Source organism: Leucobacter viscericola (genome assembly GCF_011299575.1).
Classification (GTDB): domain Bacteria; phylum Actinomycetota; class Actinomycetes; order Actinomycetales; family Microbacteriaceae; genus Leucobacter; species Leucobacter viscericola.
Genome location: NZ_CP049863.1, coordinates 47,557 through 62,645, shown reverse-complemented (window position 1 = coordinate 62,645; position 15,089 = coordinate 47,557). Strand labels below are relative to the sequence as shown.

The following is a 15,089-nucleotide window of genomic DNA, read 5'->3' as shown; positions in this document are numbered from 1 at the left end:
TTCACGTGCGCGGAGGGGGACTTGAACCCCCACGCCCTAATACGGGCACTAGCACCTCAAGCTAGCGCGTCTGCCATTCCGCCACCCGCGCGAACGATCCGGACCACCATCGGCCGAACAGAGAATAACTTAGCACGGATACGAGTGGGGATCGAATCTGCCCGGGAATTCGCGCGCGCCGCCGAGTCTCGAACCGGGCAAAACACGCGAAAATCGGCTCAGTGCTTAGCGATTCCAGACCAGACGGCTCCCGTGGCTAAAACGAGATCAGCGGGAGCCAATTCGACGTCAAAACCTCGGCGGCCACCAGACACGAGCACCGTGGAGTGATCCCGAGCCGACTCGTCGAGCACGGTGCGAAGCTGCGTTCGCTGCCCGATCGGACTAATGCCACCGACCACGTAGCCGGTCTTTCGTTCGGCGACCGCAGGATCCGCCATCACCGCACGTTTGCCGCTGAGCGCGACGGCGAGCGCTTTCAGATCGAGTGATCCCGAAACGGGCACGATAGCCACCGCAAGCGCACCATCAACCTCGGCGAGCAGCGTCTTGAAGATACGCTCGGGGTCAACCCCGAGCGCCGCGGCCGCTTCTCCCCAAAGTCGGTCTCGCCCGGGTCGTGCGTGTAGCTGCGCACGGTGAACGGGATCCCGAGCCGCGTGAGCGCCAACGTTGCGGGGGTTGAGGCGCCAGCTACTGGTTTCTTAGACTCGCGCTTCATAGACTCGCGCTTCATAACCTCACACCTCTTTCCCATAGGCACAGCTTAACTACGGCCGCAGCCGCCGCCGCAACAGCTCGATGCGCTTCTGTAGCTGGGTTACGGATGCCTGCGCCACCGCCGGGCCGCCACACACGCGCCGTAGCTCGGTGTGAATGTCTTTGTGCGGTTCTCCCGACACCTTCGCGTACATGCCAACGAGGCTCGACAGCAGCTTGCGCTGTTCTCCAAGGGTGCGGTGCAGCGCTCCGGGCTCTTCGGCCCGATCGGGTGCGTGCTCAAGCAAGCCCTGTTTGGTCGCACTCCGCCTCGCCTGCCGGGCCTGTCGCTGCTGCAGCAGAACCTGCACCTCTTGCGGCTCCAACACCCCAGGCAGGCCCAAAAAGTCGAGTTCCTCTTCACTCTCGACCTCGGCGTACCCACCAAACTCGTCGCCGTTAAACACGGCCCGGTCGAAGTGGGCATCAGACGCCAACGCCTGGTACTTGAACTCCTGCTCCTCGAGCTCCGACGATGCACGATCCTCACGCTCTGCCTCGGCCATGAGCGCTGCCTCAGCGTCCCACATCTCCTCGGCGCTGCCCGGCCCCTCAAGAACGTGGTTTCGTTCCTTCTCAAGCTCGGCCGCGAGCTGCATGAGCGCTGGCACGTTCGGAATGAACACCGACGCCACCTCGCCGCGTCGCCGCGAGCGCACGAAGCGACCGATCGCCTGCGCGAAGAACAATGGTGTCGACGAGCTGGTTGCATACACGCCGACGGCAAGCCGGGGCACGTCAACACCCTCGGACACCATGCGCACGGCGACCATCCAACGGGAGTCTCCCTGCGAGTAGCTGTCGATCCGCTCGCTCGCCCCGCTGTCATCGGAGAGGATCAGCGCGACCTCTTCACCCGTCATCTGGTGCAGCAGCTGCGCGTAGGCCTTTGCGGAGGCGTGATCCGTCGCAATCACCAGTCCACCGGCATCGGGGATCTGCAGGCGCACCTCGGTCAGTCTGCGGTTGGCGGCCTCAAGCACCTTAGAGATCCAGTCCCCCGCAGGGTCCAGGGCGGTGCGCCACGCCTGCGAGGTGATGTCTTTGGTGTTGCCCTCGCCGAGGCGGGCCTCCATCTCTTCGCCCGCGGAGGTCTGCCAGCGCATCGCCCCGGCGTAAACCATAAAAATAACCGGTCGCACGATGCCGTCAGCGAGCGCACGACCGTAGCCGTAGTCATAGTCGGTGAGCGAGACCTTCGATCCGTCCCCCTGCGGTGCGTACTGCACAAACGGGATCGGCGCATCGTCGGAGCGGAATGGCGTACCGGTGAGCGAGAGCCTGCGCTTCGCGGATCCGTAAGCCTCGCGTATCGCATCACCCCAGCTCAGTGCGTCACCGCCGTGGTGAATCTCGTCGAGGATCACCATCGTGTCGGAGTGTTCGGTCAGCAGACGGTGCTGCACCGGTTTCATGGCCACCTGCGCGTAGGTCACGACAACACCGTGGTAGTGGCGGCCGTACCCAAGCCCATCGTTGTTCGAGTAGCTCGGGTTGAGCCGGATCCCAGCCCTGAACGCGGCATCAGCCCACTGCGTCTTCAGGTGCTCAGTCGGAGCAACCACCACGATCTGCTGCACGGTGTGATTTGCGCGCAGGATCGCGGCGAGTCTGAGCGCAAAGGTCGTTTTACCCGCGCCGGGGGTCGCCGAAGCGAGGAAGTCTCTGGGTTCTTCCTCCAGGTAAAGCCGAATTGCCTCTTCCTGCCACGCTCGCAGCGTTCCCGCCGTGCCGTGGGCGGCGCGTTCGGGGTACGCGGGGGGCAGGTGTTCGGCGGCACTCGTCCCCGGAAGGTGAAGCGCTTGATCCGAATCTGTCACAACGTTCTAGACTACCTGTGATGGCCGCGAGCATGCTCGCGGTTTACACAGGAGATCTGAAAGGGAGTGTGAAGGTGACGCAGGACGGAGCATCCACGCAGCCAGAAACCCAAATTCCTAGCGCTCAAATACCTGGCAATCAGCTGCCGAGCGTCCAAATTCCCTGGTCGCGATTCGTCGCACTTGGCGATTCGTTCACGGAGGGCGTCGGCGATCCTGACGCAGACAGCCCCGGCGGACTTCGCGGGTGGGCCGACCGGTTCGCCGAGGTGCTGAACGACCTGAATGAAGAATTTTCGTACGCCAACATTGCGGTGCGGGGCAAACTCATTCAACAGATTTCAGACGAGCAGATTGAGGCGGCACTTGACCTGCGCCCCGACCTGATCAGCCTGTGCGCTGGCGGCAACGACGTGATTCGCCCGGGCTCAGATCCCGACGAGGTCGCCGCGAAGCTCGATCGTATGGTTGCTCGCCTCAGCGAGACAGGCGCAACGATCCTGCTCTTCACGGGCGCCGACGTGGCATTTCAGCCGGTCTTCCGCTCGATTCGGGGCAAGGTTGCGATCTACAACGAGAACGTTCGTAAGGTCGCGAAGAAGTACGACTGCGTTGTTGTGGATCAGTGGGCGATCGAGGCGCTGCAGGATGAGCGCTACTGGGCTGGCGACCGTCTGCACCTGAACGCGCTCGGTCACCACACCATCGCGCAGACCGCTCTCCAGGCGCTCAACATTCCGAATGACCTGGAGCCGCTCGATCCCCCGGCGCTGCCGTCACGCAACTGGCGACAGGCTCGCAAGGAAGACGTGGTGTGGGCGCGGGAGCACCTCATGCCCTGGGTCATTCGACGCATCAAACACGTGTCTTCGGGCGACGACATCGAGCCCAAGCGCCCCCAGCCCAGCCCGGTTCGGGTTGGACGACACGCCTAGTAAGCACACAGCGCAGAGAGTAGGGTGGAGAGCATGTCAAACCTCACGAAACAGCTCGCAGAAACCGTTTCCAAGGTGGGCGTTCACGCCGCCTTTGGCGATCCAGTCGATGTCGACGGCACCAAGATCATGCCCGTGGCCTGCACGGGCTACGGCTTTGGCGGCGGCGAGGGCATGGGTGCCGGTGGGTTCGGTGGAGACGAAGACGCGGAAGCTCAGGGTGAAGGATCCGGCGGTGGTGGCGGCGGATTTGCCGTTCCGGTCGGGGCCTACGTCACTCGCGATGGCCTGACTCGTTTCGAACCAAACATCATCGCGCTCCTCGTGGTTGGTGCGCCGTTTGTGTGGGTTGCGGGTCGTGCGCTGGCTCGGGTTATTCGCGCTCTGAAGCGGTAGTTGAAATTGCGCTAGCAGCAGCGCTTCCGTTCCACACCCACGGAGTTTTTGGCAGCAGCTCGGCATCAAAGCGCTCGAGCAGTTGTGTGGCGCTCACTGTTTCTTCTGGATTCGTGAGATCCCTCGTCAGATTGAGTGACTGCGCGAGCAGCGTGAGCACCTGCTCGGGTTTCGCTCCCTGATCCTGCAGCTGCCTGAGCGTCACCGCACCGTCTCGTTTGGCGAGCCGCGCGCCGGTTGGGCCGAGCACCAGGGGTACATGGGCGTACTCGGGCGTTGGCAGACCCAGGAGTTGCTGAAGCAGGACCTGACGCGGCGTCGAACTCGCAAGATCGTCACCACGCACTACCTGGTCGATCCCCATCGCCGCGTCGTCAACAACAACCGCGAGGTTGTAGGCAATCGTGCCGTCTCCGCGGCGCAGCACAAAATCGTCGATGTCGCCATGAAGGGTGCCGAGTAGCCGATCCGGGATCTCCATCTGCGTGAGTTCACCCGGTGCCTGTAAATCCTGTGCCCGCAGACGCAGCGCAGGCAACCGGGGATGAATCGCGGCTCGTGCGGCCGCACGCTCAGCGTCGCTGCGATCACGACAGGTTCCTGGATAGGCCCCCGGTGGCGCATGCGGGGCGGTTGGCGCCGCCAGGATGTCGCGCCGGGTGCAGGTGCACTCGTACACGAGATCACGCTCTCGCAGCTGCTCAATCGCTGCTTCATAGGCGGGCCCGCGATCCGTCTGCCACACCGGATCGCCGTCCCAATCGAGGCCGATGCTTGCGAGGTCTGCCAGCTGACTTTCGGCGTTGCCTGCGTCACGCGCGCGATCCAAGTCTTCAATGCGCATCACAAAACGGCGACCGCTTGAACGCGCGAACAGCCAGGCGAGCAGCGCGGTGCGCAGGTTTCCGAGATGCAGATCGCCCGAGGGGCTGGGAGCATACCGACCGGCTCCGCCTGCTGCGGGCGAAAAAGACATGACATCATCTTCCCACGCGCAGATAGTCTGAAGTCACGGGGTGCTGCTCAAAATGCGGCCCCACAACTCGACGAGGAGATCAGCGTGGAAGAACTCGATATTTTGCACCGTGCCCTGGGGAGCCGTTTGGTCATCGAGGCAGCAGAAGTAGCAAAGTATGCCCGCGATTCTTCTCGCGAGCTTGCCATGGGTACCGCACAAGCGGTCGTGCTAGCTGAGTCCACCGTCGACGTCTCCGCCGCTCTCTCCTGGGCAAACGCAGCAAAGGTGCCCGTGAGCGTGAGGGGCGCCGGCACTGGGCTCGCCGGCGGCGCGGTCGCCTACGAGGGTGGCCTCATCATTTCGCTTGAGCGTATGAACCGGATCCTCAGCCTCGACGTACCTAATCGACTCGCTGTTGTCGAGCCCGGTGTCATCACCGCGGATCTCGATGCCGCGGCTCACCAGCACGGGCTCTTTTTTCCACCGGATCCTGCAAGCGCCCGCACCTCGACCATCGGGGGAAATATTGCCACCAATGCTGGCGGACTGCGCTGCGTCTCGCACGGGGTCACCTCGGACGCGATTGCAGCTCTGGAGGTTGTGCTCGCGGACGGCCGCGTCATGCACACGGGCGCGCAAACGCGCAAGAACGTGGTCGGGTTTGATCTCACGAGTCTGCTCGTGGGGTCAGAAGGCACGCTCGGTGTCATCACGGCCGCCACAGTGAGATTGAAGCCCGTGGCACCCGGCACACCGCGCACCTTTCGCGCGAGCTTCCCAACGCTGGAGAGCGCAGGTGATGCGGTTACCGCAATTGTGAACGGTGCCGCTCAGCCGGAGGTGCTCGAGCTGATGGACGCGCTCAGCGTCGAGGTCGTCGAGTCGTACTTTCCGAGCGGACTCGTTGTGCCCGCGGGAGCGATGCTTGTTGGGCAGACCGTGGGTCTCGATGCTCAGGCGAAAGCTGCGGCGATTACGCAGACCTGCCTGGACGCCGGTGCTGATGAGGTGGAGATCTCGGAATCGGACTCTCTGCTTGAGGCTCGCAGGCTCTCGAACCCCGCATTGAACGCTCGCGGGCTCAAACTTTCCTGCGATGTTGGCGTGCCTATCGCCGCTCTCTCCGAGGTCTTCCGTGGCATCGGAGAGATCTCGCGACAGCACGGGCTCAGGGTGTCCACCGTGGCACACGCTGGCGACGGCAATCTGCACAGCGCGGTCGAGGCACTTGATACCCCCGAGGGCATTCGCGCTGCCGATGCCGTACTTGACGACATCACACGGCTGGCATTCTCGCTCGGTGGCACGATCTCTGGCGAACACGGCATCGGATCGGTGAAGCGCCACGAACTCCCCTGGCAACTCGACGCAGTAACGCTCGACGTGCAGCGCGCGATCAAACGGGCGCTCGATCCACACGGAATATTGACCCCGGATCGCGCGATCTAGCGTTTCCGTTATTCAAGTGGTCCACCCGCATTAGACTCTGGTGGTCCATCACGTGGACCAGTGGCAGGATCGGAGCATGCGAATTCTCTCAATTCAGTCGCTGGTTTCTTACGGTCACGTCGGCAACTCGGCGGCCGTCTTCCCGCTGCAGCGCATTGGTGTCGACGTCATGCCGGTACCCACCGTCTGCTTCTCGAACCACACCGGCTACGGCGCGTGGAGCGGACCGATGCTCAGCGGCGACAACGTGCGCGACATCGTGTCAGGCATTGAGGATCGCGGCGGCCTTGAGAACGTGGACGCGGTGCTCTCCGGCTATCAGGGTGGCAACGACATCGGCGACGCGATCCTCGACGCGGTAGCTCGCGTGAAGAAGCACAGCCCCAACGCCATCTACGCCTGTGATCCTGTGCTCGGCAACGCTACGTCGGGCTGCCACGTTTCACCCGAGGTGCAAGATCTGATTCGGGATCGGGTCGTACCGCACGCAGACCTCATTGCCCCGAACCAGTTTGAGCTTGGCTTCATCACGGGCACATCGCCCGACTCGCTGTCTTCGACGCTTGAGGCGGCCGACAAGGCTCGCGCGATCGGGCCGCGCACGATTCTGGTGAAGAACGTTGTGCGACCGGATCGGGATCCCGATACCGTCGAGATGCTTGCCGTGACCGACGATGGCGCGTGGATCGTGCAGACTCCGCAGTTGCCAGGCAAGGCCAACGGGTCGGGAGACGTGACCACCGCACTCTTTACGGCCCACCTGCTGCGCTCGGGTGACGCCGCTGACGCGCTCGCTCGCACTGCCGCGAGCGTCTTCGAGCTGCTTGAGATTACCGCGGCTTCGGGCCAGCGTGAGCTGCAGCTCATCGCAGCGCAGGAGGCATATGCCAACCCAAGCATGCGCTTCACACCCACGAAGGTGCGCTAGCTAAACGCTAACCCCGGGCAAGCACGATGCCCGTAACCGCGAGCGCCACACTCGCGACGAGCATGCCGGGGCCGTTGAGAAGCGCAGCCCAGTAGCGCTTCGCCAGCACCAGGCGCACGCTGTCGATGCTCGCGGTGCTGAAGGTCGTGTAGCCACCAAGCAGACCGACCGAGATGATGCGTGCGATGTCGCTGTCGAGCGCAAGCCCCGTGAGATACCCGAGCGCGAATGATCCCGTTAGATTCACCAGCATGATGCCCCACGGAAATCGGGGCTTCAAGATGGCGGTGAGCGCGGAATCGATCGCGTAGCGAGCTGCAGCACCGATGCCACCCGCAACAGCGATCAGGAGCGCGAGTCCGAGGCCGCTCATGAGCTTGCCCCGGTAGATGGGTTGGAATCGATGCGCCCTCTTCCACGCAGACTCTTCGCTACGAGGATCCCGAACCAACTGGCCAACCCTCCGAATACGAGGGTAGCCAAGCCGTACGCCGTACCGGCGAGCATCTGGCCGTGGTCAAACATTGCGGCGATATCGGCGGCGAGCAAACTGTAGGTCGTGTACCCGCCGAGCACCCCGGTGCCGAGCAGCAGGCGGGCTTTGCGTCGCGCACCAGTGTCGGGGCCGCGAAGAGCAACCGCCTCGAGCAGAGCGCCGAGCAAAAATGCACCGCTGAGGTTGATGATGAGCACACCGAGCGGAAGCCAGTCGACCTCACCGATGAGCTCATTCAACAGGTAGCGGGCCAGTGTGCCCACGGCGCCACCGAGCGCAACAAGCCCAAGCTCGGCAAGCTTCGCGGTGGTGTTTCTCACCTGGTAATCGTAGCGCTCTCGCGGTGCGCAGATGAGAGGAGCACAGCACAGCACAGCACAGCACAGCACAGCACAGCACAGCACAGCACAGCACAGCACAGCACAGGCGAATCGCCCGCACATTCAAACCGAGAGAACGCTACGCTGTCACCGCAAGCGCAAACGGCAAGACCGCGCTTGCGCCCGCGTCCCGCAGAAGCCCTCCCGCCACGGTGATTGTCCAGCGGCTGTCGACTCGGTCGTCAACGAGCAGGATTGGACCAGCCCCAACGTCGGCAATGGCACCGGCCAGATCCGCGCCCACGGCCAGGCTTCCCCACACCCCAGCGAGCCGGTAGGCGATGTTGCCACCCGAACTGCCACGCGGGCCCTCGCCCACCAAACTCAACTGCCCGAGATACGGCAGCTTACCGACACGGGCAAGCCCAGCAGCGACAGACGTGACGAGTTGTGGTCGTGACCGAGAGGGCACGCTGACAATTGCGACTGGCCGCTCGCGCCAGCCCCACTCCGCGAGCACACGCACGCAGGCGCCAAGCAGCGCTTCAGACACCGGCGCATCCGGTACTCCAGGGGCAAACAGCTCTCGCAACGTGTTTCCCCAACCAAGATCTGTGAGGCGCGCGATCGCTCGCCCCGGCTCCAGTTGCCGCTCGGGCTTAATCTTGCCGCGCACAGGCGAGCCATCGAGCAACACACCCAGCTGATCCGCCCCGGTCGGCCACTGCCGCCGCGACTCAATCTCTACGGACACCCGGTCGAGTGAGGATGCCGCGGCACTCACCGCTTCGCCGGACACACCGCTTGGATACCAGGGTTCGGTGCAGCGATCACAGCGCCCGCAGGGAGATGCCGTACCGTCATCGAGATCGCGCTGCAGGGTCGCCATGCGGCACTCCCCCGTGCGCTGGTACTCGATCATTGAGTTCTGTTCGTTGACACGCGCTTGGCGAATGCGATCGTAGCGCTCGGCGTCGTACCGCCAGGGCTGCCCGGTAGACACCCAGCCGCCCTGCACCCGGTGCACCGCCCCGTCGACGTCGAGCACCTTGAGGAGCAGCTCAAGAGGGGTGCGTCGAATGTTCACCCTCGCCTCGAGAGCGGGTGTTGACAACGGAACATCACTCAACGCCGCAAGCACCGCCTGCGCGCGTTCCTCGTCGGGCATCGAGGCAGTCGCAAAGTAGTGCCAGATCTCCTGGTCTTCACGGCCGGGCAGCAACAGCACATCGGCGCGATCGGTGCCGCGGCCCGCGCGACCCACCTGCTGGTAGTAGGCAACGGGCGATGACGGTGCACCAAGGTGCACAACAAACCCGAGGTCTGGCTTGTCGAAGCCCATGCCGAGCGCACTCGTGGCAACGAGAGCCTTGAGCTCGTTGTCTTTCAGCATGCGCTCGGATTCTTCGCGCTCGTCGGTATCGGTGCGCCCGGTATAGGCGCGCACGTTGTGGCCGGCGTCCCTCAGCAATCTGGCTGTGTCTTCCGCGGCCGAAACGGTGAGCGTATAGATGATGCCGCTGCCATTGAGTTCTGCAATGTGGCTCAGCAGCCAGGCGAGCCGATCTTTTGAGTTCGGAAGATTCAACACCCCCAGACGCAGTGAGGCCCTGGCAAGCGAACCTCGAATCGTGACAACGCTCGAGCCACCCAGTTGTTCCTCAATGTCTGTCACCACGCGCGCGTTTGCGGTCGCTGTGGTGGCGAGCACAGGAAGATCTTGCGGTAGCCGTTCGATCAACTCGGCGATGCGGCGATAGTCGGGGCGAAAATCGTGACCCCAGTCTGAGATGCAGTGCGCCTCGTCAACCACCAGCATGCCGATGCGGTTCAGCAGATCCGGTAGCTGTTCATCGCGGAACCTCGGATTGTTCAGTCGCTCGGGTGAGACCAACAACACGTCAACCTCGTCGCGTGCGAGCGACTCCCTCGCCGCGTCCCACTCGTGCGCATTCGCCGAGTTGATCGCGACGGCCCGAACACCCGCGCGAGCGGCGGCTGACACCTGATCCCGCATCAGCGACAGCAGCGGAGAAACCAGAAGGGTCGGCCCGGCACCTCGGCGGCGAAGCAGCAACGTCGCGATGAAATAGACCGCAGACTTGCCCCAACCAGTGCGCTGCACGACAAGCGCGCGACGGCGACCCTGCACCAGCGTCTCGATGGCTTCGTACTGTCCCTTATGAAACTGCGGGTTCTCCGCGCCCGTGAGGCTCGCGAGCACGCCAAGCGCTTCACCGCGAAGGCTTTGCGAATTCTCAGTGGACTGAGTTGTCGTCTGCATGATTCCATCCTTGCAGGCGCCACTGACATTCACTCACGCATCGCTCACGCATCGCTCAGCCCCTCCTCCAGCAGGCCAGTGACTCGATACGGAATCACCTCGCGCAAGAACAGACTCATGGAGGTGCGACGAATGCCAGGACACAGCCGGATCACCTCGCTCACGCGATACAGATCATCGGGATCCTTCGCGACGACCCGCAGCAGCAGGTCGGTTTCACCGGCGGGAGCAAAGCACTCAAGCACCTCGGGGATCTTCGCGAGCGCTTCCACCGCCTCAGAAATCTTGTGCTGATCCAGCTCCAACTGCATGCTGGCGCCAACCGGACGCCCCAGCGCAGCGGGGCGCACACGTGACCCGTGCGGCCGCAGCGCCCCGGAGCTTGCGAGCTTTTCCAGTCGAGCCTGCACGGTGCCCCGCGCGAGGCCGAGCCGCTGCGCAATCATCGCGGTTGGCATACGCGCATCGGTATCAAGCTCGCGCAGGATCCTGCGATCCGTCACATCAATCTCGCTCATTTTGTACACTTTCCGCTCGCTCTACGCGATCCAAACTGGACAAAATGATCAATCAGAAACTATTCGCTTGCCCGAATCGCACTGTTTGCAGTTTACTCATCACACGGGCCCACACCAAGGGCCCCTTCAACACCGCTTCGCAATACCCCGCGACCGGTGAGGTAGACCCCTACAAGGGCTGTCCACGACAGAGGAACACATGAGCGCCATCAACGCAGCACAGCTCCAAAACCCGGGTTTTGCAAACCCCGCTCTCACCTTTCCAGATGTCGCGGCCATTCGCCCTCGATTGCGGATCACGCTCACCGCACTCACGCTCTTCACGTTGCTGGTGAGCGCAAACCTCAGCACACCGCTGTTCTCGCTGCTCGCGCAGCGCTTCGACACGGGCGCCTTCGGCATTACACTCGCCTTCTCCAGCTACGTGCTCGCCCTCATCGTCGGCCTGCTTCTATTTCGTCGAGTGGCCGACACCGTCAACCGCCGCACGGTTCTCATCGCCGCGCTCGTCACCGCCTCACTCGCAACGGCCGCGTTTGCGGTGGCACCGAGCCTCGGCTGGTTTAGCGTTGCTCGGGCGGTTCAGGGGATCGCGATCGCCTGCGCGACCGGAACCGCATCGGGCGCGCTGCGGATCCTGCTCCCCACGAAGCCCGAACTTGCCGCACGGTTCACACTTCTTGCGACCTCGGGTGGGGTTGCGCTCGGCCCCCTCATCGGAGGCGCACTCTCTCAGAGTTCAGCACCCCTCGTCGCCCCCTATCTCGTGGTCGCGATCGCGCTCCTCGCCCTTGTGCCGGCGATCCTCACCATCGCGCCGCACTTCGCGTGCCAACCTGTTCCCTCGCCTGCACATCTCGCGCTCGCCGACGCCCCGCAGCAGGCCGAGCACGGCGCCCAGGCAGCACCACCGAGTTCCACTCCGGCCAATCGTGCGTTCTGGACGGCTTCGGCCATAGGTTTCCTCAGCTTCGCGGTATTCGGATTCTGTCTGTCGCTCGCTCCCTCTCTGTTCGCAAGCATCGTTGGCAGCGACTCGCGACCGGTGATCGGCGCGCTCGCGGTGGTGACACTCGGCGCATCCGCCGCGGTCCAGCTGCTGCCGCTTCGGGGTAACTGGAGGGTGCCCGTTGGGCTCAGCATGTTGGCCGTGGGGCTCTTGGGGTTTGCCTTCGCGGCTCAGGTCGGCGGTGTGCTCTGGCTCGTGGCTTCCGGAGTGATCGCGGGTGTGGGCCAGGGGCTCGCGTTCCAGGCCGCGTTCACCCGCGCGATCGCGGCTGTGCCACCACAGCGTCACGCCTCCACCGTCAGCGGAATCTACACGGTGACGTATCTCGGCAGTACGCTGCCGGTACTCGGCCTGGGTGTGCTGGCCGAACAGCTCAGCCTCAGCACCGCCGTGACGGTGTTTGCGATCCTCGCCGCCATCGCGAGCATCGCGCTCGTGTGGTTCGCCCGAACACCAAAGTCGCCTGTGTTGCTAGCCCAGATGCCCAGTTCACCCGGGTCACCCAGGTCACCCGAATCACCCAGGTCACTCGGCGAGTAGCTCGAGCGCCTGCCGATCCGACTCAGAGTCGAGCAGCGGAGCGAAGCGCTCAGCGACGGCGCGCCTCGCGATCCTGCCCGCAAGTTGAGCGTCGCGCGCGGCGATGGCGTCGAAGAGCCCCCGGTCAATTTCGGCGGACGCGAGCTTCACACTGTTATCGAGCCCCGATCCCTCGGAGTCACGCTGCATGAGCCCGCGCAGCACTCCAGACACGGCCTGCCCGCTCATCTCAAGGATCCCGTTACCGCTCGCAGCCCAGATCGCCTCGTGAAACTCGAGGTCCGCGTCGGCGAAGTCTGCGGCATTTTCAGCGGCGGCAACACTCATCCGCTCGACGGCGACGCGCATGCGCTCGAGCTGCGCGGGAGTGTGGCGAAGCGCCGCAAGCTTGCAGGTTGATCCCTCAAGAACGACACGATACTGCACGAGCTCGGCAACGTTCAACGCATCGGTTCCCACCATTGCGCGGATCGAGCGACTCAGGTTCTTTGAGGTTGGCGCGAGCACCTGGGGACCGCCCCGCGTGCCGGGACGGGATTCAATCAGCCCCATGCTCTGCAGAATACGCAGCGCCTCGCGCACGGTCGGGCGACTCACACCGAACTGCACCATGAGGTCTCGCTCGCTCGCGAGCTGCGATCCAACCGGGATCGCGCCGGAGACGATCGCCTGCTCGATCTGATCCACGATGCGCTGGTAGGTGTGCACGGGAACTGCCGGTTCAAAATTGTGGGCCATTGTCTGGGATCTTCCTGCTGGGCGAGATTCACTGAGCTAGATTCACACTGAGCTAGATTCACACTGGCGCGATTCACACTGGCGAGAATTCGGTGCGCTCCGAACTCTACACATCGTAGCGCGCCGCCTGAAAGTGGCCGCGGCGACGGCGCGCGCTAAGTGGCCTTACCATGTATCCTGGTTTAAATTCGGCCAGCGTTCGAAAGGAACGTTCGAATGGATTGTGCGCGGCTCTCCTAATATTGGATCTCACAAGGACCCTGCGGAAGAGCCGGCGAGCACCGCCGCTCAAGTTACACACCATCCCCACCCATTTTCGCGCGGCTCCGCCGTCACCCAACTCAGTACAGGAAGCAATGATGCGACGACGCAAATCTCCCCTCCTCTTTACCGCAGCAGTGCTCGCAGCAGGATCCCTGCTGCTCGCTGGCTGCTCGGCCGGCTCGACAAGTTCCAAGGGCTCGTCAGACGGCAAGACACCAACGACGGCGACCATCGCCCTCACCGGCACGCCCACCAACCTCGACTTCACAACAACTGCGGGATCGGCGATCCCACAGGCACTAATGTCAAACGTCTACGAGGGTCTCGTTGAGGTCAACCAGGAGGGTGATGTTGTTCCCCTCCTCGCGAAGGACTGGAAGCTCAGCGACGACCGCAAGACCTACACGTTCAATCTGCAGGACGGCGTCACGTTCTCAAACGGCGACGCCTTCACGGCAAAGGACGTCAAGTTCAGCTTCGATCGTGTGAAGTCAGACTGGGTTTCCAGCCTGAAAGCGAAGATGGACGTCGTTGACAACGTCGAGGTCATCTCGGACACCGAGGTTGCCGTGCACCTGAAGCAGCCCTCAAACGCGTGGCTCTTCAACATTGCGACCCCGGTCGGCGCGATCTTCTCGCCCAACGGTGTCTCGGATCTCGCAAACAGCCCCGTTGGCACCGGCCCCTACGCGGTCGAAAAGTGGACCCCCAACGAGAGCATCGTGCTCAAGACCCGCGACGATTACTGGGGCAAGAAGCCCGGGGTTAAGCAGGTCACGCTGAAGTACTTCGCAGACGCAACGGCAACAACCAACGCGCTGCAGACCGGCGACGTTGACGCGATCGCAAACCTCCAGGCGCCGGAGCTGCTCAGCTCATTCGAATCCAACGACAAGTTCCAGGTCATCACGGGCACGTCGAGCGGCGAGGTAACGCTCTCGATGAACAACAAGACCGCTCCGTTCAACGACAAGCGGGTTCGCCAGGCAGTGCTTTACGCGCTCGACAAGCAGGCGATCATGGACACCGCCTGGAACGGCTACGGCACACTCACCTCGACGCTCGTCACCCCGACCGATCCCTACTACGAGGATCTCAACAAGGTCTACCCCTACGATCCTGCGAAGGCAAAGGAACTCCTCAAGGAGGCCGGCGCTGAGAACCTCAACATCACCTACACGGTTCCCACTCGCCCCTACGCACAGGCTGTCTCAGAGATCGTGGTTTCGCAGCTCAAGGATGTTGGCATCAACGTCACGATCAAGTCCTCCGAGTTCCCTGCTGTGTGGCTCGACGACGTCTTCACGAAGCACGATTACCAGATGACTACCGTGCTTGCCGTCGAGGCTCGGGATCTGCTCACCGTGTTCAACGACCCGAACTACTACATCGGCTACGACAACTCGGTGATCGCACCGATCGCCGCTGAGGCCGACGCCGCAGACGAGGCCGGGTACGTTGCTGGCATGAAGAAGGTTGCTCGCCAGGTGGTCGACGATGCGGCATCGGGTGTGCTCTTCCTCTTCCCGAACATCGTGGTGGCGAAGGCAGATCTGCAAGGTCTCCCGAAGAACGCCATCGTCGAATCGCTCAATCTCACCGATCTGAGCTGGAAATAACGAGCTGGAAGTAACGAACCACCTCACACCCGCTCCTGATACCCCCGAGGAAGCCG

The 15,089-nt window shown here is 63.2% G+C and carries 13 protein-coding genes, 1 tRNA gene and 1 pseudogene; 6 read left to right on the top strand and 9 right to left on the bottom strand.

Annotation, left to right across the window (positions count from 1 at the left end):
- Positions 1 to 6 precede the first annotated feature (6 nt).
- From G7068_RS00340 to G7068_RS00330, 3 genes and pseudogenes are all read right to left on the bottom strand, one after another.
- Positions 7 to 91 (bottom strand) — tRNA-Leu (locus tag G7068_RS00340).
- Positions 92 to 218: 127 nt separating this feature from the next.
- A pseudogene (gene ybaK / locus G7068_RS00335) lies at positions 219 to 721 on the bottom strand (Cys-tRNA(Pro) deacylase).
- A 49-nt stretch (positions 722 to 770) separates the two neighbouring features.
- Complete coding sequence (locus G7068_RS00330; RefSeq protein WP_166287297.1) at positions 771 to 2,579, bottom strand: DEAD/DEAH box helicase; 1,809 nt, start codon at positions 2,577 to 2,579, stop codon at positions 771 to 773.
- A 20-nt stretch (positions 2,580 to 2,599) separates the two neighbouring features.
- Here G7068_RS00330 and G7068_RS00325 point away from each other — a divergent pair, with 20 nt between their 5' ends.
- Complete coding sequence (locus G7068_RS00325) at positions 2,600 to 3,514, top strand: SGNH/GDSL hydrolase family protein (RefSeq protein ID WP_425280485.1); 915 nt, start codon at positions 2,600 to 2,602, stop codon at positions 3,512 to 3,514.
- Positions 3,515 to 3,547: 33 nt separating this feature from the next.
- On the top strand, positions 3,548 to 3,910 hold the full coding sequence (locus G7068_RS00320; protein ID WP_166287295.1) for a hypothetical protein: 363 nt from the start codon (positions 3,548 to 3,550) through the stop codon (positions 3,908 to 3,910).
- Here G7068_RS00320 and gluQRS read toward each other — a convergent pair.
- On the bottom strand, positions 3,888 to 4,886 hold the full coding sequence (gene gluQRS, locus G7068_RS00315) for a tRNA glutamyl-Q(34) synthetase GluQRS (RefSeq protein WP_166287293.1): 999 nt from the start codon (positions 4,884 to 4,886) through the stop codon (positions 3,888 to 3,890). The genes G7068_RS00320 and gluQRS overlap by 23 nt on opposite strands.
- 84 nt (positions 4,887 to 4,970) lie before the next feature.
- Between gluQRS and G7068_RS00310 the strand changes: the two genes are divergently transcribed.
- Positions 4,971 to 6,317: an FAD-binding oxidoreductase gene (locus tag G7068_RS00310; protein ID WP_244304564.1), complete on the top strand. Its 1,347-nt coding sequence runs from the start codon at positions 4,971 to 4,973 to the stop codon at positions 6,315 to 6,317.
- 76 nt (positions 6,318 to 6,393) lie between these two features.
- Positions 6,394 to 7,245 (top strand): pyridoxal kinase PdxY, encoded by an 852-nt coding sequence (gene pdxY, locus G7068_RS00305; protein ID WP_166287289.1) that lies wholly within the window; start codon positions 6,394 to 6,396, stop codon positions 7,243 to 7,245.
- 7 nt (positions 7,246 to 7,252) lie between these two features.
- Here the strand turns inward: pdxY and G7068_RS00300 are convergent, their stop codons facing one another.
- The 4 genes from G7068_RS00300 to G7068_RS00285 all read right to left on the bottom strand — a co-directional run bounded on the left by G7068_RS00300 (position 7,253) and on the right by G7068_RS00285 (position 10,863).
- Positions 7,253 to 7,618 carry a fluoride efflux transporter FluC gene (locus G7068_RS00300; protein WP_166287287.1) on the bottom strand — a complete coding sequence of 122 codons (366 nt, stop codon included), beginning with the start codon at positions 7,616 to 7,618 and terminating at the stop codon, positions 7,253 to 7,255.
- Complete coding sequence (locus G7068_RS00295) at positions 7,615 to 8,061, bottom strand: fluoride efflux transporter FluC (RefSeq protein ID WP_244304562.1); 447 nt, start codon at positions 8,059 to 8,061, stop codon at positions 7,615 to 7,617. Before G7068_RS00295 ends, G7068_RS00300 begins: the two co-directional genes overlap by 4 nt.
- A gap of 139 nt (positions 8,062 to 8,200) precedes the next feature.
- Positions 8,201 to 10,345: a RecQ family ATP-dependent DNA helicase gene (locus tag G7068_RS00290; protein WP_166287283.1), complete on the bottom strand. Its 2,145-nt coding sequence runs from the start codon at positions 10,343 to 10,345 to the stop codon at positions 8,201 to 8,203.
- 44 nt (positions 10,346 to 10,389) lie between these two features.
- Positions 10,390 to 10,863, bottom strand: a complete 474-nt coding sequence (locus G7068_RS00285) for an Lrp/AsnC family transcriptional regulator (RefSeq protein WP_166287281.1) — start codon at positions 10,861 to 10,863, stop codon at positions 10,390 to 10,392.
- Positions 10,864 to 11,062: 199 nt separating this feature from the next.
- On the opposite strand from G7068_RS00285, the gene G7068_RS00280 reads away from it, so the two are divergent.
- Positions 11,063 to 12,412, top strand: a complete 1,350-nt coding sequence (locus tag G7068_RS00280) for an MFS transporter (protein ID WP_166287279.1) — start codon at positions 11,063 to 11,065, stop codon at positions 12,410 to 12,412.
- Here the strand turns inward: G7068_RS00280 and G7068_RS00275 are convergent.
- The gene (locus G7068_RS00275) at positions 12,398 to 13,150 is read right to left on the bottom strand and encodes a FadR/GntR family transcriptional regulator (protein WP_166287277.1); all 753 of its coding nucleotides are present in this window, start codon (positions 13,148 to 13,150) and stop codon (positions 12,398 to 12,400) included. The genes G7068_RS00280 and G7068_RS00275 overlap by 15 nt on opposite strands.
- 359 nt (positions 13,151 to 13,509) lie before the next feature.
- Between G7068_RS00275 and G7068_RS00270 the strand changes: the two genes are divergently transcribed.
- Positions 13,510 to 15,033 (top strand): ABC transporter substrate-binding protein, encoded by a 1,524-nt coding sequence (locus G7068_RS00270; RefSeq protein WP_166287275.1) that lies wholly within the window; start codon positions 13,510 to 13,512, stop codon positions 15,031 to 15,033.
- Positions 15,034 to 15,089: the final 56 nt, after the last annotated feature.

Excerpts from the sequence above, each read along its gene's own strand:
- G7068_RS00275 (WP_166287277.1), bottom strand. The coding sequence starts at position 13,150 with ATGGCCCACAATTTTGAACCGGCAGTTCCCGTGCACACCTACCAGCGC.
- G7068_RS00290 (WP_166287283.1), bottom strand. The coding sequence starts at position 10,345 with ATGCAGACGACAACTCAGTCCACTGAGAATTCGCAAAGCCTTCGCGGT.
- G7068_RS00270 (WP_166287275.1), top strand. The coding sequence starts at position 13,510 with ATGCGACGACGCAAATCTCCCCTCCTCTTTACCGCAGCAGTGCTCGCA.
- G7068_RS00280 (WP_166287279.1), top strand. The coding sequence starts at position 11,063 with ATGAGCGCCATCAACGCAGCACAGCTCCAAAACCCGGGTTTTGCAAAC.
- G7068_RS00285 (WP_166287281.1), bottom strand. The coding sequence starts at position 10,863 with ATGAGCGAGATTGATGTGACGGATCGCAGGATCCTGCGCGAGCTTGAT.
- G7068_RS00300 (WP_166287287.1), bottom strand. The coding sequence starts at position 7,618 with ATGAGCGGCCTCGGACTCGCGCTCCTGATCGCTGTTGCGGGTGGCATC.
- G7068_RS00325 (WP_425280485.1), top strand. The coding sequence starts at position 2,600 with ATGGCCGCGAGCATGCTCGCGGTTTACACAGGAGATCTGAAAGGGAGT.
- G7068_RS00320 (WP_166287295.1), top strand. The coding sequence starts at position 3,548 with ATGTCAAACCTCACGAAACAGCTCGCAGAAACCGTTTCCAAGGTGGGC.
- pdxY (WP_166287289.1), top strand. The coding sequence starts at position 6,394 with ATGCGAATTCTCTCAATTCAGTCGCTGGTTTCTTACGGTCACGTCGGC.
- gluQRS (WP_166287293.1), bottom strand. The coding sequence starts at position 4,886 with ATGTCTTTTTCGCCCGCAGCAGGCGGAGCCGGTCGGTATGCTCCCAGC.